The sequence below is a fragment of the Aeromonas sp. D3 genome (assembly GCF_027705025.1).
Taxonomy (GTDB): Bacteria; Pseudomonadota; Gammaproteobacteria; order Enterobacterales; family Aeromonadaceae; genus Aeromonas; species Aeromonas salmonicida.
This window is the reverse complement of sequence record NZ_JAPDBE010000001.1, coordinates 268,698-288,003: the sequence shown is the minus strand read 5'-3', so window position 1 is coordinate 288,003 and position 19,306 is coordinate 268,698. Positions and strand designations below refer to the sequence as shown.

The window sequence follows — 19,306 nt, the reverse complement described above, 5'->3', positions numbered from 1 at the left end:
TAGAGCCGTTCGCGAAGGGTGCCAGATCGCCCTATTCGGCCCGCATCACCTGGTTGCGACCGGCCTGCTTGGCTCTGTACATGGCATCATCGGCCCGTTTGATCAGATCCCCCAGACTCTCATCGAGCAGGCTGCATTCGGCACAGCCGATGCTGACATGCACCGGATGGCCCTCCGGCATCTCCTCTATGTGCAACCGGGAGACCTCATGACGGATCCGCTCAGCCACCTCGAGTGCCTCCTCCATACGGGTATCAGGCAGCAGCACCAGAAACTCTTCGCCACCGTGCCGCCCGACCCTGTCCAGATGGCGCATCTGGGCGCCGATGCAGCTGGCCACGGCAGTCAGCACCCTGTCTCCCATGTGGTGACCCAGGGTGTCATTGACCTGCTTGAAGTGGTCTATATCCAGGATCAGCACGCACAGTGGCTTGCCATTGTCTCTGGCCTGCCTGAACCACACCTCTCCCTTGGCCTGGATCTGGCGACGATTGTGGATGCCGGTCAGCTCGTCGGTCATGGCAAGCTGACGCAGCTTGCGGGAGCGATTTAACAGGTAGAGCGCCAGCATCCCCATGACGACCAGCAACAGTACCACCACGATATATTGCCACTGGCGCCGCTCCTGCAACTGCTTCAACCGCTCGGCCTGAACCAGCTGCCGGGTCTTGAGGGTCTGGTTCTCCAGCTCCTTGCGCGCCAAATCGAACTCCAGGCGGATCTGGGCCGAACGCTGTTCGTTCAGCAAGCGATCCAGCTCGCTCTTTATCTGCACATACTGCTGGAGCGCCGCCAGCGCACCATTGACCTGACCCTGCTGCTCAAGAATTCTGGCCCTGGCCTGATAGATCCAGGCGAGAAAGCGCTGGTTCTGCTCCTGACTGAAGATGGACTCGGCCCTGGCCAGATAGTGCAGGGCCTTGTCCCACTCCTTTTTGGCATCCAGCGTCAATCCCATCACCAGTTGCCATAGCCCCAGCGTCGCCTCGTCCGTATCTTTTTCATGTCGATACAGAACAGGTTTCGCCTGCTCCAGCTTGGTCAGCGCCTCGTCAACCCGCTTCAGATTCAGCAGGCACCAGGACAACTCGACCCTGAGCCAGGCGAGATCCATCTCTCTCTGCTGCTGACGGTAATAACGCTCACCCGCTTCTAGCAGGGGCAGGGCTTGCTCGTAACGGCCCTGATCGGTATAGAGGATGGCCAGCTGGGTGCCGACATCGATCAGGTTGCTCTGATCGTGTCGTTGCAGATAGGCCTGCATCAGCTCTTCAAAATACTCATGGGATCGCGCGTATATCCCCATTCGCCGGTAGGTGTTGGCAATCTGGGCCAACACCTGCAGCCTCATCCCCTCCAGTCCCAGCGCCACATAGCCGTCATAGGCGGCGAGCAGGTCTATCAAGCCCTGTGCCAATGCCCCCTGATAGGCAAACATATCACCCCGATAACTGAGAGCATCGCTCTTCAGACGAGGATCCTCGAGAGCCTCAGCCAGTACCAGGGCGGCATCATAATCCGCCTTGGCCTGGGTCATATTACCCAGCATCTGCTGATTGAAGCCCCGGCAGATAAAGAGCCCGGCCTCCGTCTCTCTGTCCTGCTGCTTGCGAGCCGACGCCAACTGCTCACTGGCAAACGCAATGGTCGCCTCATATTCGCTGGTACGCTCGGAATCGCGCGCCCAGCACTGCAACCGGGCGATGCGCCCCTGCAACTGTGGTGAGTAGCTCTCCCTGTGGGCCGCCAGGGCGGCAACCCGCAGCCGGAAGACGCGAGGGGGAAGAGCATCATTTTCCAGTTGGCTCAGCTCCCCGACGAGCACAGGTTCCGGCAAGGGGCCACGGGCTGCCCACGCCGGCGCGGCCCACCCTGCGAGCAGGAGCAGCGGCATCAGACAAAATGAAGCCATTTTAGGAATCATGAGAGGAAACAAGCTCATTGCTGCGCAAACATGGACTTATCATATCGCTCCTTGGGTGGCTCGCCAGCAAAACCTGTCCATTCGGTACCACTCACGGGCGATCAGCCCTGGCCAGAAGCTTTGCAGAGTGCAAGACGAGAGGAGGACTGCATTATCGTTTTGTCGCACTTTACAGGCTCACAGCCAGCATCGACTATAGGCCGCAACGACCACATGGAAGAACGAGTTCATGACATACGAGGAGCTGCAGGCCGCCTATGACAAGCTGCTGCAGGAGAATGAGCGCCTGAAGCGGGTGGCCGACGATGCGCGGGAGAAACTGGATGCCGCCATGGACGGCACTGGCCTGTGTATCTGGCAGAATCACCTTCCCACCGGCAAGCTCATCATCTTCAACCGACGCTGGGGGGCCATGCTCGGCTACCAACCCAAGGAGCTGTCGGCCCACTTCGATGTGTGGCGTGAACACCTGCATCCGGAAGACAGGGAGCGGGTACTGCAGGCCTTCTTCGATCATCTGAGCGGCAAGAGCCCCTTCTATCAGGTGATGCACCGCATGATCGCCAAGGATGGCAAGACCACCTGGGTGCTGGACAGGGGCCGGGTGGTGGAGTGGGATGAAGAGGGCAAGCCGCTGCGGGTGATGGGTACCCACATCGACATCACCCATGAGAAGGAGTACGAACAGCAGCTTGCCCAGCTCGCCCATCGGGATCCTCTCACTGGCCTGCTCAATCGCACTGCATTGCAACGCCAGTTCCCGCAGGAGTTCAGGGCAATCTGCTTTATCGATCTCGATAACTTCAAGCAGGTGAACGACAACCTGGGCCACAGGGCAGGTGATGAGCTGCTGATCGCCCTCACCCAGCGGATCAAGGCCTGTTGTGACGAAGGGGTGAAGCTGGGCCGCCTCGGCGGGGACGAGTTCGTGTTGCTGCTGCCCTGGCACAGTGACGATCCCCGCACCCATCACCTGGCCCACCAGTGCGTCAATGTCATCTCGACTCCGTTCGAGCTGCCCAACGGCGAGGCCGAGGTGGGATTGAGCATGGGGATAGCGCAGATCCGGCCACAGGATGACTTCAGCACGGCGCTGGCCAGAGCCGATCAGGCCATGTACCGGGTCAAGCGCAGCGGCAAGCGGGGTTTTTATGTCTCCCAGCCCAGCGGCCAGCCCCTGCTGGATCAGGATCAGGTCAACGAGCGGGGGCTCGGCCACCAGCCCGGTGCCTGAAAAGGTCAAATGGGCAGCGGCCCCATCACCTTGACTGCGCGAATGGCGAAGTGGCTGCTGATGTCATTGACCATGTCCTGGGACTGCAATCGTCTGATCCACTGCTCATAGGCGGGCAGATCCGGCACCACCACCTCCAGCAGATAGTCGTAATTGCCGGAGACGGTGTGGCAGCTGATCACCTCAGCCATGGCCGCCACCGCCTGCTCGAAGGCATCTACCAAGGGCTCCTTGTGCTGGCTGAGCCGCACGTTGACGAAGATGGTGATGCCAAGGCCAAGTTTCTCCCGCGCCAGCACAGCACGATACCCCTGAATGTGTCCCTCCCCCTCCAACCGCCTCAGGCGCCGCGCACAGGGGGAGGCTGACAAACCAACCTGCTCCGCCAGCTCCACTGTGGAGAGGCGACCATCCTGTTGCAGCAACCGCAGCAGATGTAAATCAATTCTGTCGAGCATCTTGGCGATATCCGGTAAAAATCCCTGTTGGATTGGCTGAAACTAGCAACTACATCCGGATTTCTCAAACAGTTTGCCCTGAAACACCCTCCCTCCTGGCCGGATAATGGCGCAGGACATTCCATGGAGGGAACCCTTATGTCATTCACCCTGTCACCCCGTTGCAGCGGCTGGGCCGCCGCCCTCGCCACTGTGCTGCTCTGGTCCGGTTTCTTCCTCTCCCTGCGCCTTGGTGCAGAGGAGAAGCTCCCGCCACAGGCGCTGGCGCTGCTGCGATTTGGTATCCCCGCCTTGCTGCTGCTTCCCTACTACTGGCGCCACCGTACCCGGCTGCACAGCGTTCCCCTGCGTTGGCAGCTGGCCATGCTGGCCGGGGCCGGTCTGCCCTTCTTCTGGCTCGGCGCCACCGGCATGCAGCTGGCTCCGGTCGCCCAGGGCAGCGCCCTGATACCGGGCACAGCCCCCCTCATGGTCAGCCTGCTGGGCCTGCTGCTGTGGCGCGAACCTTGCCCCGCCCAACGGCGCTGCGGGCTCTCCCTCATCGCCCTGGCCACGGCGACCCTGCTGCTGAGCGGGGAGCCCGGTTTATGGCAGGGGCAAGTCTGTTTTCTGGGGGCGGCACTGCTGTGGGCCCTGTTTACCCTGGCAGTCAGGCACAGCGGACTCGCGGCACTGGATGCCGCCGCTCTGGTGGCGGTGCCCTCAGCCCTGTTGCTGCTGCCGACACTCCTGTGGAGCCCCTTGCCCACTGTGAGTCATGCCAGCATCTGGTTATGGCAGGGTTTGTTGCAGGGAATTGGGGCCGGTTTGCTGGCGGCGCTCTGTTACGCCCACGCCATTCGCACCCTGGGGGCCGAGGTCAGCTCGGCACTCGGCTCCCTGACCCCTGTGATGGCGGCCATGCTGGCCTGGTGGATACTGGGGGAGACCATACCCCAGCCGGTATGGCTGGCGCTGGGCCTCTTGTGTGTCGGCGTTGTGCTGGCCAGTCTGCCAGTATGGCGCGGATCAGGGGGGGCAATATCAGCTACGCAACCAGCGGCGCAGCAAGCGGCCGCGCAGACCGCAGTCGAGTAGCCAGCTTTTATCGAACACCCGCAGCAGGGCCGGCTTGGCGTGACGGGACATGGCAACGGCGTTGAATCGGGTGCCACGGCCACGCTGGCGGTCCATCAGCTCCACCAGCGAAGCGGGCAGACGCTGGGCAATGAAGTCGGAGATCACCAGCACATCCGCCAGCTCGAAACCGGGCGCCTGTAACTGTTGTAGGGTGGCGCTCAGGCAGGGCAGCAGATCCGTGCCGCCATTGAAGGTCATGGCCAGAAAACGCTGAGCCTCATCGAGGCCGTTGGCATCGGTCAGCTCGAAGGTCGCCACATCGGTGGAGAAGAGCATCACGAAGCAGCGCCGCTGCTCGGTCAAGGCAAGCTGCAACAGCGCCAGCGCCAGCGCCTTGGCACACTGCTCAGGGTACCCCCCCATGGAGCCGGACGTGTCGATACAGACAATCACTGGCCCCATGGGCTGCAACTCCTGATCACCCCGATCCGTGGTACGAGGCAGCAACTGATGCCTCGGCAGGGTACCTCTGGCCTGATAGCTGAGCAGGCGCCGCTCCAGATAGCGGCGGTAAAACTCCAGCTCCAGCTCGGGCACCCCCAGCATGACGGCCTCACTCGGCAGCATTCTCATCAGATCATTGGCCGGGTGGATCCCGACCAGATCATCGGGCACATCGTCACTTAACACCGGCTCCTGGATCAGGGTGGGCTGCGGCGGCTGGGGCCGCTGCAACTGCTCGCTATCGTGCAGACTGCGCCCCATGCTGTCTGCGATCTCCTGCAACATGGGCTCTTTGCGCAGCATGGCGGCATATTGACGGATCAGCACCAGAGAGGCAGGCTGCCAGCGTCCCTGAGCCAGGTTCCACAAGCCACCGGCCGTGCGCCGCTGGGGATCCAGCACTTGTTCCAGCTCCTCGCTGGCGCCTATCTGTTCCTCCAGCTCCTGCTGCAACCTGAGCCGCTCAGCCTCGGCCAGCTCCTGCTGCAAACGCAGCAAGGCCCCCACCAGGCTGGCTCGCCACTTCTCAAGCATCAGCCGCCTGGCACCCTCGGTGGGATGATCCACCAACTGATGGGCCAGCTGTCGCCCCTCATCGGCAAAGTCGCTACCCCGCTCCAGAGCACTGAGCAGGGTAGGCAACTCGGCCACAAGGCGAGCGAGGGAAAGGGAGATAAAGTGCTGATAGAGCAGAAACTCCTGTTCCAGCACGGGAGGAACAGGAGTATGGGCTATGGTGTCGTTCACCTGATGGCGCCAGCGCTGCAGCCGCTGTTTCAGGGAACGCCCCTGTGCCTTGCCTATCCGGATGAAGCGGGAGATCTGGGTACTGGCCAGCAGGGCGACCACCATCTCGGACACCATCTCTCCCTCCGAGATCGCCAGCAAGGCGCTCATGGTGCCAATTTCGATCATTTACCCCTGCTCCCCGCACAGCAGTGGCAGGCGCTGCTGCCACTGGGCCAGTTGCTCAGCCGTTTGATCAAGTTCACGGGCCAGGGTGAAGAAGCCCTCCTCGATGGCAACCAGCCAGCGCGAGCCGATAAAATGGTGGGGTTGGTGGTCATCAAAACGATGACGCTGGCGACGCAGCTCGGTGCGCAAGGCCGCCAGCTGGTCATTGAGGTTGGCAAGGGTCTTGTACCAGGGGGCGCTTATCAGACCAGGCAAGGGCTCACGGCACACCAGCACCAGAGGAATCGGGTGGCGCTGGCTGTCGAGCAGATTCAGACGCTGGCTGCTGTCGAGCTCAAGCTCCAGCGTCAATCCTGTCTTGCTGCCAACGGGATGGAACATCACCTTGTCGCCACCGAACTGCCAGTGACCCAGGACCACCTTGTCACACTCCAGTGTCTCTACCAGCAGATCCGGCTCCTCTGGGCTGAGTCGGGCCGGGGTAAGCAGGTGCAGCTGGATTTGCAGGCCCCGCTCCCCCTGCTTGCGGGCATCCTCCAGGGGCAATTGCCAGCCCTTGCTGCGCTTGCCCAGCATCCCCTTGTGGGGATCAGCCTTGAGCGCCAGCCGGATACTCATCTGCTGTTGCAACTCCTGCAAGGCCGAGGTGACGGCCATATGACGGGAAATCAACGCCTGCTGCCGGTAACAGTGCAGGCGGGCAAACTCCTCCATCAACGTCAACAGGGCGGTGCGGCTCTCTTCGTTATGCCAGAGACAATCCTTCAGCAGCAGCAGATCCAGCGGCGCTACCTCCCGCCGGCCATGGAAGAAGGCACTGGCCTTGCACAGGCGTACCGCCTTTTTCCAGCGCCGATCCGAGACATAGCAGGGTTCGTCGCCCATGCTGTCGAGCCGCTGTCGCAGCTGATAGACAAGCTCGAATACTTCGTCGGGCAACACCACCTGCTCGATCTGCCGTTGCCACAGCAGATATTCCTCGCTTTGCACCTGCAGGGCGGGAGAGAGGTGACGGGGGGAGGCGCCATCACTGGACAACATGGCCTGGAAGTTGGATTTCTCTTGCACCCTGTCCATCCAGACGCGCACCAGCATGCGGTCATAGAGCGCATCCAGCCCGCTGTCCGGGGCAGGCAGCTCGTTGGAGGCGCTGATCAGCAGACGCATCGGAATGGGGAGTGTCTCGTCGCCGTTACGGAACTGACGCTCGTTGATGGCAGTCAGCAGGGTGTTGAGGATGGCCGGGCCCGCCTTCCAGATCTCGTCGAGAAAGACCACCTCGGCCTGGGGCAGATATCCGGCGGTCAGGCGCAGGTACTTGCCATCTTCCTTCAGGGCCTGGATAGACAAGGGGCCAAACACCTCCTCCGGCGTACTGAAGCGGGTCATCAGGTACTCGAAGTGACGGGCTTCATGGAAGGCCAGCTTCAGACGACGGGCAATCAGGCTCTTGGCAATCCCGGGGGGGCCCAACAGAAACACGCTCTCGCCGCTCAGTGCCGCCAGCAGGCCTAGCCGCAAAGCATCCTGGCGTTCATAAAGCCCCTCGCCGAGGGCGGCCAGCAGGTTGGGCAGGCGTTCATGAATGGGCACGGCACGGGCAGAACTGTGAGCAGATAATGACATAGAGAGCATTCCGAAGCTGGGATCACGATAATTCCGGGTCACGTCATGACGACCAGATTGCCCGGGGTTGGTTTTATTATGATGTTGTCTGTTATGGTCTGCCTGCCAACCCCATCCCGACTGACCGGACTGGAAGCACAGCAGAATGGCAAAGGGCAAAGAGTGCAGAAAAAGGCGTTCGAGTGTACCCTTCGCAGCACATTTTTCACCAACTCAGATCAAGAGTGAGTCATCATCCATGCAAGATCCCGTTCGCCAGCACATCTTGGCCAGAATCGGTATTCAAGGCTGGCAACTCAGACGCCCCCAGTTACTGGCTGGCTCTCGTGATGAGGCAGCACAGACCGGGCAGCCAGATCCCCGGCCTCATGTCGACCTGCCCACCGGCAAGCTCTGGGTTCGGGCACCGGCGCTGCCGGATACCGCTCTGCTCCATGACATCTGCCAGTTGCTGGGGATTGCCCCCCATGAGGTGAGCCTGCTGCAGGAGATGCCCGAACAAGCTGCCCCCCCGCTGCTCTGGCTCACCGAGCCTGATCCTCGCTGGCCAGAGGCGCTGATCTGTCCGCTCTCTCCCGATGCGCCCTACAAACGGGCGCTGTGGCAACAGCTGCGTCAACAGGTGCCATCCTGCCAGGAGCAAGGCCCATTGTGATCGGCTCCGGGCCGCAATACAGCCCGGCCATCTCATCTTTACCAAACTTTACATTTGGCCGACCGGGCCAGCCGTCCCCGCATTAACCGGAGTGATCATGCACCTCTTTCGCCCCCTGCTCGAATCCGACTTCGAGCTTGTCTATCCCATAGAACAAGCCGCCCACAAGGAGCCCTGGAGCCAGGCCAATCTGCTCTCCTGTTTCGGGCCGCGCTATCTCAATGGTTTGATGCTGGTGGATGGGCGGCCTGCGGGGTTCTACATCTCGGATCTGGTGGCGGGCGACAGTTCGCTGATGAACATCTGCGTGCACCCCGATTTTCAGGGCAAGGGGCTGGGACGGGCACTGCTGAAGGAGTATCTCGCCCGCAGCAAGGAAAAGAGAGCCGAGGCCTGGTTTCTGGAGGTGCGCGCCAGCAACAAGACGGCCATCGGCCTCTACGAGAGTGAAGGGTTTGCCGAGTATTGCCGCCGGGTCGACTACTATGGCACCGGCAACGAGCGGGAAGATGCCGTGCTCATGTCCCGCCTGTTCGACTTCAGCTGAGCCACACCCTCATGCCGACGCCGCTCAGAGCAGCGGTGCATTGTCGAGGGCAGGATCCTGCAGGCTCTGGGTGGTGTGCAGCACGGCTTCGAAACCGGCCGCCGACAGCGGCATGAAGAAGCCGCGCTGCCAGGTAACTCCCGGCATCCAGATCTGCTCGAGATCCACCACTATCTTGATGGGCTTGAGGGGTTCTCCCGGCCGTTGCACATAGACGCCTGGCGGGGTGGCAACCTGCGGGAAGCGGCGCAGTATATGCTCGCTGCCATCCTTCGCATGGGGATTGAGCCGTACCTTGATCAGCTTGGCCAGCACGGGTGACATGTCGTCAGACTGCCACAGCATCTTGTCCAGCAGTTTGCAGCGTCGGCACTTGGCACTCTCAATCACATAGAGCAATGAATACCCCTTGTGCAGAGCCAGCTGCTGCGCTTTTTCGTACCCCTGGGCCCCAGCCAGCCAGGGGGTTTCCTCCTCGGCCGGCGTGCTACTGAACACAAACCAGAGCCCACCCGTCCCGGCCAGCAACAGCAATACCCCCGTGATAATTCCCTTGATCCCGACACGCATTGTTCACCCTCTCTGAATGACTCCGTTCACTTGTCGACCATCATGCCTCAGCTCGCCCTGGTTGGCGACTTTGTGATCCAGGACAAATGGCGAACACTTGTAAGCTGTAATGTTGGAGTTTAAACTCTAGCGCGAATTTTAGTGCCCTCGCGGGCGTACAACTGTTACTTGAGGATGTTTGACTGATGCCGAAACTCCATCTGGTTCGACTGATGCGTGAACGTATTGCCCGGCTTGGCAACAAGGCCGCCCTGCGCGTACAACAGGATGGCCAGTGGCGCGCCATCGGCTGGCGTACCCTGGGACAGGCCATGGACTACTGTGCCCAGGCGCTGATCCGCGCCGGCCACCAGCCAACCGAAATGGTCGGTCTCTACGCTCGCAACATGCCGGAGTGGACCCAGGCAGATCTCGGCATCCTCGCCGCCCGCGGCGTCAGCGTGCCCATCTACCCCACCAGCACCCTTGAGCAACTCAGGTACATAGTGCGCGATGCCAGTATCGGCCTGCTGTTCGTGGGTGAGCAGCCCCAGTTCGATCAGGCGCTGACCTTGTTGAATGATGGCGAGATCCGCCAGATTGTCGCCCTCGATGGCAAGGTCAATCTGCGCGGCTGCGCCCAGGCCAGCCACTTTCAGGAATTTCTCGCTTCCGGCAACCATCAGGCCAGCGAGCAGGAGCTGCGGGTGCGGGAAAGCCAGTACCGGATGGATGACCTGCTGACCCTGATCTACACCTCGGGTACCACGGGCGAACCCAAGGGGGTCATGCTCGATTTTGCCAACATCGCCGCCTGTTTCGAGATGCACAACAGCCGCCTGGACCTCAACGAGCAGGATGTGTCGCTCTGCATGCTGCCGCTGAGCCATGTGTTCGAACGCGCCTGGACCTACTATGTGCTCTACTGCGGCGCCGAGAACGTCTACATTCGCGACCCGCAGAAGGTAATGGACGTCATCGGCGAGGTGCAGCCGACCGTGATGTGCGCCGTGCCGCGCCTCTACGAGAAGGCCTACGCCATGATCCAGGCCAGGGTTGCCCAGGCGCCGCGCCTGCGCCGCGCCCTGTTTGGCTGGGCCACCCGCGTCGGCAAGCAGATGGTGGCGACCCGTCAGGCGGGCAAATCAGCCTCTCCCCTGCTCTGTGCCCAGCTCGCGCTGGCGGAGCGACTGGTGTTTCGCAAGCTGCGTGCCCGCTTTGGCGGCCATACCCGCTTCCTGCCGGTGGCTGGCGCTCGTCTGGCCGACGACGTGAATCTCTTCTTCCAGGCCATGGGGCTCAACCTCAAGTACGGCTATGGCATGACGGAGACCACGGCTACCGTCTGCTGCTACGAAGATCAACAATTCAAGCTGGGCTCCATCGGCACCGCCCTCAATGGCATCGAAGTGAAGCTGGGGGAGAACAACGAGCTGCTGGTGCGTTCACCGACAGTGATGCGCGGCTACTACAACAAGCCGGAAGCCACTGCCGAAGTGATGACCGCAGATGGCTTTCTCTGTACCGGTGATGCAGGCGAGCTGGACAAGGACGGCAATATCTACTTCACCGAACGGCTGAAGGAGCTGATGAAAACCTCCAACGGCAAGTATGTGGCCCCGCAACTGGTGGAAGGGACCATCGGCAAGGATCGCTTCATCGAGCAGATCGCCATCGTCGCCGATGCCCGCCACTTCGTCTCGGCGCTGATCGTGCCCTGCTTCGAGTCGCTGGAAGAGTACGCCCGCTCCATCAACCTGCAGTACCAGTGCAAGACCGAGCTGCTGCGCAACTCCCGGGTGATGGAGTTCTTCGATGCCCGCATCCAGGATTTGCAAAAGGAGCTGGCCAAGTTCGAGCAGGTGAAGAAGTTCACCCTGCTGCCGAGCGCCTTCTCCATGGAGCTGGGAGAGATCACCCCCACCATGAAGCTGCGCCGCAAGATCATTGAATCCAAGTATCAAAGCGAGATCGAGGCCATGTACAACCATGTCTGAGTACAACCACGTCTGATCCCGCCCGCCATGAAATCAAAAAGCCGCTCATCGAGCGGCTTTTTGCTGTCTGTCTGACAAGTGATCAGGGCAGCTTGACCAGTGGCAGCTCGCGCATCTCGATGGGACGGCCCCCCTGGATCTTGTCGACCTCTGCCAGCGCCTGCTTCACCTCATCCCCATTGCGCAGCAGACGATAGGTCAGATCGAAGGTCTTGGTCTCGCCTGGCTGGATCTTGGGCACCAGCCCCAGCGGACGCTGGTACTTGGTGCTGTAGGCATAGCTGGTGCCAGGCTCGATACCCGTCACATACCCCTGGGCCCGGGTGTCGGTGTTCTTCCACAGAGTCAGCACGGGCAACTGATGGGTGTTGTAGGCCACCGCCACACCGGCGCTGCCCTGCCGGTTGTTGAGCACAGCCAGGGTGTTGCCATCGGCATCGCTGTAAGGCACCAGGTTGAACACCATCTCGTCGAAGCCCTTGGTCGGCCCCAGATAGGTTTGCCAGCTCTTCAGGCCCGCCTTGGCGTAGTCGTTGAACGGGGAGATCTGCTTCACCGGCGTGCTGACTTGCGCCCCCTCTTCCAGGATCGGCGCCCCGAAATTGCTGTGGTAGATGATCTGGTACTCGTTCTCATAATCCGCGTGGTTGGTCAGCTTGTCCTGCAGGGAAAATTCCGCCTGACCGGGCACTACGCTCAGCTGGGTCCAGGTAACCAGCTCGCTCATCTTGAAGGTGCGCTCATCCACCCTACCCAGCACATGAATGGCATAGGGCGGCTCCTCATCTATGGTCACGCTGACCACGGATGCCGGTATGTTCTGCACCCGACCATGCAGGCTCTTGAGTCGGCCGTCATCGTCCACCCCGGGGTGGCCCGTCCATTCGTAACCGCAGCGCACCAGCATCTCGTTGAAGCCATCGAGCCAGCCGAGACCGGCGCGGCTCTCCAGATCGATGAAGGCCGGGTTGACCACTTCCTTGACGGGAGAATCCCAGCCGAGGCGCAGATCGGCGCCCTTGACCTCCTTGATCCCCATGCCGCGAGTCGGCACCAGGGTAATTTTCATCACGCCGTTGTCGACGATCAGCAGATCCACCCCCTCCTGCCGTCCGCCGTGCAGCCGCTTCTTCTCGATGGAGAAAGGAACGGGACTCTTGATACCCAGCTTGTCGCTGCTTATCTTCCAGTCCCCCACATCCAGCCCCTGCTGGGAGTCGGTCAACAGGAATTCGGCGGCCTGGCCCGAGCTCGCGCCAAGAGCGAGCAGAACGGCAATGGAGAGTTTCTTCAACATGGATTTATCCTCGTGTCTCTTGTTCTTGTGAATGGTTTTGTGAAAGCTGAATCGTTTCAGTTATCGAGACGTTAGGCCCCCATCCCACAAGACTCAAGCTGCAAAAGGGCGAAATGTGAGCCGATTGACAATAAAAGCACCACAGGCCCTGCTGAAGTGAAGGCTGACTCACACTTATTTTCGGGTACTTTTTGGACGCTTTGGCGTGCTGGCTGGAATGACAAACCGCGCAATAAAAAGCCGCTCCCGGGAGCGGCTTGCAAACAGAGAAGCAGAGGGATCAGGTCGTGGTCTGACGGATACCGAAGTAGTCGGCCAGGAAGTCATCGAACGACAGGCTGTCGCTGCGTTCACGCTCCCGCTGCTTGGCCAGGGATTCCCGCGCCTCGGCGGAGAAATAGGCTTGATCCCAGTACTGCAGCTCACCGGCCAGCATCTCTTCCCGGTAGCGGCTCGCCAGCTCGTCGCCGAAGCAGCCGTTGTCCTGGCCGCTCTCCAGCAACTGCTTGAGCAGACGGGCAGAGTAGGTCAGATCCGGGTTGAGCAGCTTCTCCCTGTGCATCGCAAGGGTCGCGCGGTAGCGATTGCGGCCACAGCAGCGATCCAGCAGCTCGGCCACCTGGGCCAGCTCGTCAAACAGCTGGAGGCCGTACTCCTTGAGGCCGATAGCGTTGCCCTGCTCGTCTTCCAGTTCCAGGCCGGGGCGACGCCCTTCCAGCACCACCTTGTTCTGGTTGCGGCGATTGCGGGCAATCTCCTCGTCCCCCAGCACGGGAGACGGGCGCAACAGACACCAGACCAGGAAGAGGTCGAAGAAGCGGATCTGATCCGCATCGATACCGAATGGCGTGAAGGGATTCACGTCCACGGTGCGCAGCTCGATATATTCGATGCCACGCTGCTCGAGCGCATCTGAGGGCTTCTCGCCACTGCGCGGCGTGCGCTTGGGCCGGATCGGGGCGTACAGCTCGTTCTCCAGCTGCAACACATTGTCGTTGAGCTGACGATACTCGCCGTTTACCTTGACCCCTATCTTGGCGAAGTCGGGATCATGGGTGTTGATGGCGCGACGCAGGCTGCTCACATAGTCGGGCAGGCTGTCGTGGCTTATCTTCAAGCCTGCCTGGGCGCTGTTGGTGTAACCAAGGTCGGACAGGCGCAGCGCAGTAGCGTAAGGCAGATAGAGGGTGCCCTTGCCGGTTTTCTGGAACGGCAGGCTGCTCTTGCGCCCCTTGAGGAAAGAGTCGCAGATGGCCGGCGAGGCGCCAAACAGATAGGGCACCAGCCAGCCGAAGCGGTAGACGTTGCGAATAAGCCCCATGTACTTGTCGGAGATGAAGCGCTGGCTGCAGCAGCCCTCGCCCACCAGATCCTGCCACTCGCACCAGAAGCTGTCCGGCATGGAGAAGTTGAAGTGTACCCCGGCAATCACCTGCATCAGGCTGCCGTAACGGTTCTTCAGCCCCTGCCGGTAGAGGGTCTTCATCCGCCCTATGTTGGAGCTGCCGTACTGGGCCAGCCGTATGCTCTCCTCGTCGCCGACGAAGCAGGGCATGGAGAGCGGCCAGATCCGCTCATCACCGAGATGGTGGATGGCGTGACGATGAATGTCGCCCAACTGCTCCATCAGGCTGTCGATGGAGTCGGTCGCCGGTGTGATGAACTCCAGCAGGCTCTCGGAGTAGTCGGTAGTGATGTTGGCGTGGGTCAGCGCAGAGCCCAGACTTCTCGGGTGATCCGTCTGGGAGAGAGTCCCTTGCGGGGTAATGCGCAGACATTCACGTTCGATCCCGCGCCGGATCCCCTTGAGGGCCGTCAGCCGATCAGGCGAACCCAGGGCGGTCAACAACTCGGTGAGTGACAAGCTAGTCGTAGTCATATTCACGGCTCATGTGTGGCCGCCCCTCAGGGGGGCGGCACTATTTTTATGAAGCGCCCTCAGGGCAGCTGCAACGGATAGATGGGAAGATGAAGCTCCTTCAGGGGTTTTTCAAGCTTTTGCTTGTCACCCACCACCACAATCACCATGTCAGCCGGATCGAGCCAACGGGCGGCACTGGCTTTGAGCACCTCGGGTGACACCGTTTTGATCAGCTGGTTCTGGGCCTGCACATAGTCCGGCTTCAGGTCATACATGATCATCTGCAGCAGGAAACCGGCCTTCTGGCCAAGGGTTTCGTAGGAGAGGGCATCCTGCTGGGAGACGGCACTGCGCATATAGGCCAGCTCCACCGGCGTCGGGCCGCTGTTGCGATAGTTGTCCATCTCTTTGAGGAACTGACGGATGGCATCCACGGTCGCATCGGCCCGCACATTGGCGCCGGTGGCGAAGGTACCCACCTCACGATTGGCGGAGAAGCCCGAGCTGGCGCCATAGGTGTAGCCCTTGTCTTCCCGCAGATTGAGGTTGATACGGCTGTTGAAGTTGCCCCCCAGGTTGAAGTTCATCAGCCCGGCAGTGAAGTAATCCCCCGTGGTATCAAACGGCATGGCGCGACGGCCAATGCGGATCACCGACTGGGGAGCCCCGGGCTTGTCCACCAGATAGATACCCGGCTTGGCCTGCTCGCCCTCGGGCTTGAGGCTGCCAAGGGTGGGCGCTGCCCCCTTCCACTGGGTCAGGAAGCCAAGTTGCTCCTCCACCTGCTGCTGGGCTACGTCACCCACCACCACCACCTTGGCGTTGGTCGGGTTGTAGTAGTTCTGATAGAAGCGCTTCACATCCGCCAAAGTCAGCTTCTCGACATCGGCCAGCACACCGTCGCCCGGTTGGCCGAGGCGGTTCTCCTTGCCATAGACCAGCTCACGGAAGGCCTGGCCTGCCAGCCACTCGGGCTGCTGCTGGCTCTGCTTCATGCCTTGCAGCATCTGCGCCTTGACCCGCTCGAAGTCCGCTTCCCGCATGCCGGGGCGCTCGAATACCTCGCGTACCAGACCCAGGGTCTGGGGCAGCTTGTCGGTCAGGCTGCTGATGGTGACCAGGTTGCTGTACTGGGCACTGGAGACGCTGACGCTGGAACCGAGCTTTTGCAGTTCGTCGCTGAGCTGGGCCTCGGTCAGGCGCACCGAGCCCTGACCCAGCATGCTGGCGGTGAGGCTGGCGAGCCCAAGTTCTCCCTTGCCCTCGGCACGCATGCCACCCGGCAGGGCGATCATGATGGAGACAGCCGGGATCTCGTCACTCTGGGTCCCGATGATCTCGATGTTCTTGTCGAGTTTGCCGTGCCAGATGGCAGGTACCTTGACGCTGACCGCCTCGCTCGCCTTGGGCTGCACGCTGCGATCGAAGTTGTCCTTGACCGGACGCAGCGCCAGCGGTTCGTCGTGCTGGCTGTAATCCGGCAACACCCGCTTGGCAGGGGTGAAGTTCGGCTTGGCCACCTGCCAATCCGTCTTGCCCTTGGGCACGACGCTCAGCACGACCGCCGGCTTGCCCAGGATGAACTTGTCGTAGGCCGCCTTGACCTGCTCAGGTGTCACCTTGCCGATGGCATCCAGGCTCTTGAACACATAGTTGGGGTCCTGGGCAAACACCTGGCCCATGGCGAGCTGGCTCACCTTGCCGGAGACGCTGTCGAGCCCCCAGATAGCGGAGGCACGGTAGCTGCTGATGGCCTTTTCCAGGTCCTCCGGTTTGAGCCCGCGACCGGCAAACTCGCCGATCACCTTGTCCACTTCCCCCTTGAGGGTCTTGAGGCTGCCATCTACCGTAGGGTTGGGATAGGCATAGACGGTCAGGGTGCAGGCCAGCTCCTCGCAGTAGTGGGAAGCGCCCACGTCTATGGCCTTGCCGGTTTTCACCAGCGACTGATAGAGCATGGAGCTGGCGGAGCCACCGAGCACGTCGGCAAACATGTCCAGCGCCGGCTCCTGCGGGTCACCGAGCGACACGGTCGGATAGCTGATATAGAGCAGCGGCAGGTGAACCTTGTCTTCCAGCGTCACGTAGCGGGTCTCTGGCAGGGTCACGGGGGCCGGGGTCGGCTCTGCCACGTCAGGGCCACGGGGGATGGAGCCAAAGTATTGCTCAATCCAGGCCAGCGCCTGTTTGGTATCGAAGTCGCCGCCCAGGGTCAGGGTGGCATTGTTGGGGCCGTACCAGCGCAGGAAGAACTGCTTGAGGTCATCTACCCCGACCCGGTCCAGATCCTCCACATAACCGATGGGCTGCCAGGAGTAGGGATGGGTGCGCGGATAGAGCGCCTCCCCCACTTTCTCGCTCACCAGACCGTAGGGTTGGTTGTCGATGCGCTGGGCCCGCTCGTTCTTGACGGTGGCGCGCTGGATCTCGAACTTCTTCTGGCTGACCGCATCGAGCAGGAAGCCCATGCGATCCGCCTCAAGCCAGAGCACCTTTTCCAGCTGATTGGCTGGCACAGTCTCGAAATAGTTGGTTCTGTCCTTGTTGGTGGTGCCGTTCATGCTGCCACCCGCCTCGTTGATGATCCGCATATGCTCCTGATCACCGACGTGCTTCGAGCCCTGGAACATCATGTGTTCGAAGAAGTGGGCGAAGCCGGATTTGCCCACCTGCTCACGGGCCGAGCCTACGTGATAGGTCACATCCAGGTGTACCAGGGGATCGGACTTGTCGGGCGCCAGGATCACGGTCAGGCCGTTGTCCAGCTTGTACATCTGATAAGGAATACCGAGCTTGCCCTCTTCCTTGACCTGCTCCGACACCAGGGTAGGTGCCGCGAGCGCCGGCAGGGTGAAGCCCAGAAGAATGCTGAATGGAATGAGTTTGTTCACGGTTACCTCGTGAGTGAAGAAAAGGGCTAGAAAATATGACTGGCCAGCAGAAAAATCAGGGCATAACGCAACAATTTGCCGAGCCCGATCAGGATGAAAGAGCGCCAGAAGGAGAGACGCAACCAACCGGCCAGCAGACAGAGACCATCGCCGACCACGGGTGTCCAGGCCAGCAGCAGACACCAATGACCATGTTGTTTGAGCCAGCCGAGGGCTTTTTGTTCCCCACGGCCTTGAAAATCTTCCGGTTTTTTCTTGAAGGTGGCGAGCCAGCCAAGCCACCAGGTGGTCATGGAGCCGAGGGTATTGCCCAGGGTCGCCCACAGCAGCAGGCTGGTCACGCTCCACTGCCCCTTGGCGGCCATGGCCCCCAGCAATACCTCCGAGCTGCCAGGCAGCAGGGTGGCGGAGGTGAAGGCGCTCAAAAACAGCCAGCCCAGCCCCATCTCCATCAGGTCATTCATGGGGGATCACCATAGACAGCAAACTGACGACGCTGGGTGGCCCAGTCGGCCATCAGACACGGCCGCCATCATGACCTTCCTATGAGGTTGTGCTCGGCCGCAGGCATGCGCAGTAGCAGCTTGCCACGAACGTGGCCCTCCTCGATGGCCTGATGTGCCAGCCCGCCGTCTGCCAGTGCAAACTCGGCAGAGACGGTCACCTGCACCTGCCCCTGACGCAGCAGGATCAGTATCTTGGCCAGTTGCTCGCTGTCGGGGTGCACCAGCATGCCGAGCACCTCAACGCCAGATCCCGCTGCCGCCTCCTTGATCTGCTGGGCCGTGATGGTGGGCACAGTCACCAGTTTGCCACCGGGCTTGACGCAGGCCAGCGCCGCCTTGCCGCTCTCGCCCCCCATCAGATCCAGCACCAGATCAACCTGACCGGTGTGATCGACGATCTGGGCAACCCAGTCAGGGTCGTGATAATCCACCATCTGACTGGCTCCCAGACTATGGAGAAAACTGTGATTGTCGCGGCTGGCCGTTGCCACCACCTCGGCACCATCGGCAGCAGCAAACTGCACAGCCAGATGGCCCACGCCGCCCGCACCGGCCAGGATCAGCACTCGCTGTCCCGGCTTGAGGCCACCGTGCTCAAACAACCCTTGCCAGGCGGTGAGGCCCGCCAGCGGCAAGGCAGCCCCTTGTCCCAGGGGCACGCCATCGAGCTTGATCAGCTCCCCCTCACTCGCCACGACGGATTCGGCATAAGCGCCCCCCGCCAGCGGAAAACCCACCATGCCGCACACTAGATCACCCTCTACCAGTGACGTGACGCCAGGGCCGACTTTCTCTATCACGCCCGCCACATCATAGCCGGGTGTCCAGGGCAACTTGTCCTTGTTTTCGGCCGCCGCCCAGCCAAGGCCGGCGCGGGTCTTGGCATCAATGGGATTGACCCCCGCAAAGCAGATGCGCACCCGGACCTCCCCTTCTGCAGGCACCTTATCGAGGGAAGGGTTGAGCTTGAGTACCGAGGGGTCGCCGAATGCGGTAATCTGTAGCTGCGTCATTGCACAATCCATCCTGTTGATTGATCAAGGGTCAACAGAATAACAGCGAGGACACCATGGCTCGAATGTTTCTTATTCCTCTGTTGCTGGCTCTGGGGTGGTGGGCCTTGCTGCTCTACTTCCGCATCCCGCTCAAACAGGGGGCCAAGGGGTTTTACTGGATCATCGGCATAGGTGGCGGTATAGCGGGCTTTCTCAGCCTGATGATGGTGCTGACTCACTAGCCAGGCGCAGCTCACGTCGCAAAAGAAGGGCCACCCCGAGGTGGCC

The 19,306-nt window shown here is 61.2% G+C and carries 16 protein-coding genes; 6 read left to right on the top strand and 10 right to left on the bottom strand.

The window, feature by feature from the left end; genetic code table 11:
* Nucleotides 1-31 precede the first annotated feature (31 nt).
* A complete protein-coding gene (locus OKC28_RS01410) occupies nucleotides 32-1,912 on the bottom strand; it encodes a GGDEF domain-containing protein (protein WP_270686846.1) in 1,881 nt (626 codons plus the stop codon).
* 241 nt (nucleotides 1,913-2,153) lie between these two features.
* Between OKC28_RS01410 and OKC28_RS01405 the strand changes: the two genes are divergently transcribed.
* Nucleotides 2,154-3,158, top strand: coding sequence for a sensor domain-containing diguanylate cyclase (locus OKC28_RS01405; protein WP_113720915.1), 1,005 nt, complete (start codon nucleotides 2,154-2,156; stop codon nucleotides 3,156-3,158).
* A gap of 5 nt (nucleotides 3,159-3,163) precedes the next feature.
* On the opposite strand, the gene OKC28_RS01400 is transcribed toward OKC28_RS01405, so the two are convergent.
* The gene (locus tag OKC28_RS01400; RefSeq protein WP_021138620.1) at nucleotides 3,164-3,616 is read right to left on the bottom strand and encodes an Lrp/AsnC family transcriptional regulator; all 453 of its coding nucleotides are present in this window, start codon (nucleotides 3,614-3,616) and stop codon (nucleotides 3,164-3,166) included.
* 138 nt (nucleotides 3,617-3,754) lie between these two features.
* Between OKC28_RS01400 and OKC28_RS01395 the strand changes: the two genes are divergently transcribed.
* On the top strand, nucleotides 3,755-4,693 hold the full coding sequence (locus OKC28_RS01395) for a DMT family transporter (protein WP_270686845.1): 939 nt from the start codon (nucleotides 3,755-3,757) through the stop codon (nucleotides 4,691-4,693).
* Here the strand turns inward: OKC28_RS01395 and viaA are convergent.
* Both viaA and OKC28_RS01385 read right to left on the bottom strand, forming a co-directional pair.
* Nucleotides 4,640-6,094: an ATPase RavA stimulator ViaA gene (viaA, locus tag OKC28_RS01390; RefSeq protein ID WP_005313338.1), complete on the bottom strand. Its 1,455-nt coding sequence runs from the start codon at nucleotides 6,092-6,094 to the stop codon at nucleotides 4,640-4,642. The genes OKC28_RS01395 and viaA overlap by 54 nt on opposite strands.
* Nucleotides 6,095-7,720: an ATPase RavA domain-containing protein gene (locus tag OKC28_RS01385; RefSeq protein WP_096119690.1), complete on the bottom strand. Its 1,626-nt coding sequence runs from the start codon at nucleotides 7,718-7,720 to the stop codon at nucleotides 6,095-6,097. It abuts the gene before it with no gap.
* A gap of 238 nt (nucleotides 7,721-7,958) precedes the next feature.
* Between OKC28_RS01385 and OKC28_RS01380 the strand changes: the two genes are divergently transcribed.
* Both OKC28_RS01380 and rimI read left to right on the top strand, forming a co-directional pair.
* Entirely contained in the window at nucleotides 7,959-8,375 is a 417-nt protein-coding gene (locus OKC28_RS01380) for a DNA polymerase III subunit psi (RefSeq protein ID WP_270686844.1), read from the top strand.
* A 97-nt stretch (nucleotides 8,376-8,472) separates the two neighbouring features.
* Entirely contained in the window at nucleotides 8,473-8,922 is a 450-nt protein-coding gene (rimI, locus tag OKC28_RS01375; protein WP_005313345.1) for a ribosomal protein S18-alanine N-acetyltransferase, read from the top strand.
* Nucleotides 8,923-8,946: 24 nt separating this feature from the next.
* On the opposite strand, the gene OKC28_RS01370 is transcribed toward rimI, so the two are convergent.
* Entirely contained in the window at nucleotides 8,947-9,492 is a 546-nt protein-coding gene (locus OKC28_RS01370) for a hypothetical protein (RefSeq protein ID WP_270686843.1), read from the bottom strand.
* Nucleotides 9,493-9,677: 185 nt separating this feature from the next.
* On the opposite strand from OKC28_RS01370, the gene OKC28_RS01365 reads away from it, so the two are divergent.
* Nucleotides 9,678-11,468 (top strand): AMP-dependent synthetase/ligase, encoded by a 1,791-nt coding sequence (locus tag OKC28_RS01365; protein ID WP_058394962.1) that lies wholly within the window; start codon nucleotides 9,678-9,680, stop codon nucleotides 11,466-11,468.
* A gap of 82 nt (nucleotides 11,469-11,550) precedes the next feature.
* On the opposite strand, the gene OKC28_RS01360 is transcribed toward OKC28_RS01365, so the two are convergent.
* The 5 genes from OKC28_RS01360 to OKC28_RS01340 form a co-directional block, all read right to left on the bottom strand.
* Nucleotides 11,551-12,765, bottom strand: a complete 1,215-nt coding sequence (locus OKC28_RS01360; RefSeq protein ID WP_270686842.1) for an aldose 1-epimerase family protein — start codon at nucleotides 12,763-12,765, stop codon at nucleotides 11,551-11,553.
* Nucleotides 12,766-13,045: 280 nt separating this feature from the next.
* Complete coding sequence (gene gshA / locus OKC28_RS01355) at nucleotides 13,046-14,644, bottom strand: glutamate--cysteine ligase (RefSeq protein ID WP_270686841.1); 1,599 nt, start codon at nucleotides 14,642-14,644, stop codon at nucleotides 13,046-13,048.
* A 59-nt stretch (nucleotides 14,645-14,703) separates the two neighbouring features.
* On the bottom strand, nucleotides 14,704-17,517 hold the full coding sequence (locus tag OKC28_RS01350) for a M16 family metallopeptidase (RefSeq protein WP_021138610.1): 2,814 nt from the start codon (nucleotides 17,515-17,517) through the stop codon (nucleotides 14,704-14,706).
* Nucleotides 17,518-17,543: 26 nt separating this feature from the next.
* A complete protein-coding gene (locus tag OKC28_RS01345) occupies nucleotides 17,544-17,981 on the bottom strand; it encodes a YqaA family protein (protein ID WP_265451824.1) in 438 nt (145 codons plus the stop codon).
* 68 nt (nucleotides 17,982-18,049) lie between these two features.
* Complete coding sequence (locus tag OKC28_RS01340) at nucleotides 18,050-19,048, bottom strand: NADP-dependent oxidoreductase (RefSeq protein ID WP_265451823.1); 999 nt, start codon at nucleotides 19,046-19,048, stop codon at nucleotides 18,050-18,052.
* Between the two features lie 44 nt (nucleotides 19,049-19,092).
* Here OKC28_RS01340 and OKC28_RS01335 point away from each other — a divergent pair, with 44 nt between their 5' ends.
* Nucleotides 19,093-19,260: a hypothetical protein gene (locus OKC28_RS01335; protein ID WP_162096735.1), complete on the top strand. Its 168-nt coding sequence runs from the start codon at nucleotides 19,093-19,095 to the stop codon at nucleotides 19,258-19,260.
* Nucleotides 19,261-19,306: the final 46 nt, after the last annotated feature.

Bases quoted from the DNA above. Each gene is read 5' to 3' on its own strand.
- OKC28_RS01370 (WP_270686843.1), bottom strand. From the start codon at position 9,492: ATGCGTGTCGGGATCAAGGGAATTATCACGGGGGTATTGCTGTTGCTG.
- OKC28_RS01335 (WP_162096735.1), top strand. From the start codon at position 19,093: ATGGCTCGAATGTTTCTTATTCCTCTGTTGCTGGCTCTGGGGTGGTGG.
- OKC28_RS01410 (WP_270686846.1), bottom strand. From the start codon at position 1,912: ATGGCTTCATTTTGTCTGATGCCGCTGCTCCTGCTCGCAGGGTGGGCC.
- OKC28_RS01395 (WP_270686845.1), top strand. From the start codon at position 3,755: ATGTCATTCACCCTGTCACCCCGTTGCAGCGGCTGGGCCGCCGCCCTC.
- OKC28_RS01365 (WP_058394962.1), top strand. From the start codon at position 9,678: ATGCCGAAACTCCATCTGGTTCGACTGATGCGTGAACGTATTGCCCGG.
- OKC28_RS01400 (WP_021138620.1), bottom strand. From the start codon at position 3,616: ATGCTCGACAGAATTGATTTACATCTGCTGCGGTTGCTGCAACAGGAT.
- OKC28_RS01385 (WP_096119690.1), bottom strand. From the start codon at position 7,720: ATGTCATTATCTGCTCACAGTTCTGCCCGTGCCGTGCCCATTCATGAA.
- OKC28_RS01345 (WP_265451824.1), bottom strand. From the start codon at position 17,981: ATGAATGACCTGATGGAGATGGGGCTGGGCTGGCTGTTTTTGAGCGCC.
- viaA (WP_005313338.1), bottom strand. From the start codon at position 6,094: ATGATCGAAATTGGCACCATGAGCGCCTTGCTGGCGATCTCGGAGGGA.
- OKC28_RS01360 (WP_270686842.1), bottom strand. From the start codon at position 12,765: ATGTTGAAGAAACTCTCCATTGCCGTTCTGCTCGCTCTTGGCGCGAGC.
- gshA (WP_270686841.1), bottom strand. From the start codon at position 14,644: ATGACTACGACTAGCTTGTCACTCACCGAGTTGTTGACCGCCCTGGGT.
- rimI (WP_005313345.1), top strand. From the start codon at position 8,473: ATGCACCTCTTTCGCCCCCTGCTCGAATCCGACTTCGAGCTTGTCTAT.
- OKC28_RS01340 (WP_265451823.1), bottom strand. From the start codon at position 19,048: ATGGATTGTGCAATGACGCAGCTACAGATTACCGCATTCGGCGACCCC.
- OKC28_RS01380 (WP_270686844.1), top strand. From the start codon at position 7,959: ATGCAAGATCCCGTTCGCCAGCACATCTTGGCCAGAATCGGTATTCAA.
- OKC28_RS01405 (WP_113720915.1), top strand. From the start codon at position 2,154: ATGACATACGAGGAGCTGCAGGCCGCCTATGACAAGCTGCTGCAGGAG.